This is a genomic window from Bradyrhizobium sp. 142 (assembly GCF_023074015.1).
Classification (GTDB): Bacteria; Pseudomonadota; Alphaproteobacteria; order Rhizobiales; family Xanthobacteraceae; genus Bradyrhizobium.
In genome coordinates this window covers 1-881 of record NZ_JADPKQ010000380.1, presented here as the reverse complement: position 1 = coordinate 881, position 881 = coordinate 1, and the positions used below count along the sequence as shown (strand labels likewise).

Genomic DNA, 881 nt, shown 5'->3' with positions numbered 1-881 from the left:
TAGGCAACTCCGGGGCTTCGCTTCTCCAGGCGCTGCATCGAGCGACCGCGGAGAGGGCGCCGGCTCCGGGCCGGAACGAAAGCCGGCACTGCGGGTTGCGATCTGACGGCCCCGGGAAACGGACGTAGTGACGATCGGCCTCGGCCCTCCCCATCGGAGGCCGGGGCCGATTTCCGTCGGGTGGTTGGAGCTTTCGGACGGGCAAGCGGAGTTCGAGGATGGAGCTCACGGAGCTGGAGCGCGACTTCCTGGTGAGTCTTCTCGCCGGCTCCTGGATCAGCCCGCCGACGTTCGACCATGAGATCCTCTCGCGCATCGTCGAACTCGGCCTGGTCGAAAGCGAGCCGCTTCCGTCCGGAGAGATCAAGTACCGGATCACCGATGCCGGCCGGGCGGCGCTCGGCTGAGCGGCGGAGCCGGCCTATCGCCGAATGGTGGGCGCCTCACTCAAGGTTTTCCGCCCGATCTGCTTGAGATTGACCACCGAGGTCTCGCCGCTGATGGCGCATTCCAGGAGCTTCGAGGCCACATGTGTCCTGGTGCCGGTTTCATAGCGGGACACGGTTTCGCAGACCTCATCGAGGACGGCGCGCAAGAGCGCTGTCGTTTCGGCGTCGAACATGGAGATCTCCCCCTGCGATGGCCGCATGATGCATCAAGTCGTCCGCTGCCGGGATTCAAACAAGTTAAACGCTGCAAGAAAAACTGGTTCGAAACCGGACTTCCCACGATGCAGGATGAGCGCAGTCCCGCCTTTGGGGACTGGGGGGCTTGAGGGCGGAGCCACGCAGGCCACGCATTTGCGCGCAGCCTGACGAAGCAACGGTGCCGGACCGGCGTCGTTCCTCGCTGCGGGAAAAGCTCCGGACTCACGAATATTG

General features: G+C 64.6%; 2 protein-coding genes. One reads left to right on the top strand and one right to left on the bottom strand.

Translation table 11 applies throughout. From position 1 onward, the window contains the following. Positions 1-218: 218 nt before the first annotated feature. Complete coding sequence (locus IVA82_RS34680; RefSeq protein WP_247389357.1) at positions 219-407, top strand: PadR family transcriptional regulator; 189 nt, start codon at positions 219-221, stop codon at positions 405-407. Between the two features lie 14 nt (positions 408-421). On the opposite strand, the gene IVA82_RS34675 is transcribed toward IVA82_RS34680, so the two are convergent. Then, entirely contained in the window at positions 422-622 is a 201-nt protein-coding gene (locus IVA82_RS34675) for a hypothetical protein (protein WP_247389356.1), read from the bottom strand. Positions 623-881: the final 259 nt, after the last annotated feature.

What these genes read in the sequence shown, in the direction of transcription:
- IVA82_RS34675 (WP_247389356.1), bottom strand. Translation starts at nt 622, where the DNA reads ATGTTCGACGCCGAAACGACAGCGCTCTTGCGCGCCGTCCTCGATGAG.
- IVA82_RS34680 (WP_247389357.1), top strand. Translation starts at nt 219, where the DNA reads ATGGAGCTCACGGAGCTGGAGCGCGACTTCCTGGTGAGTCTTCTCGCC.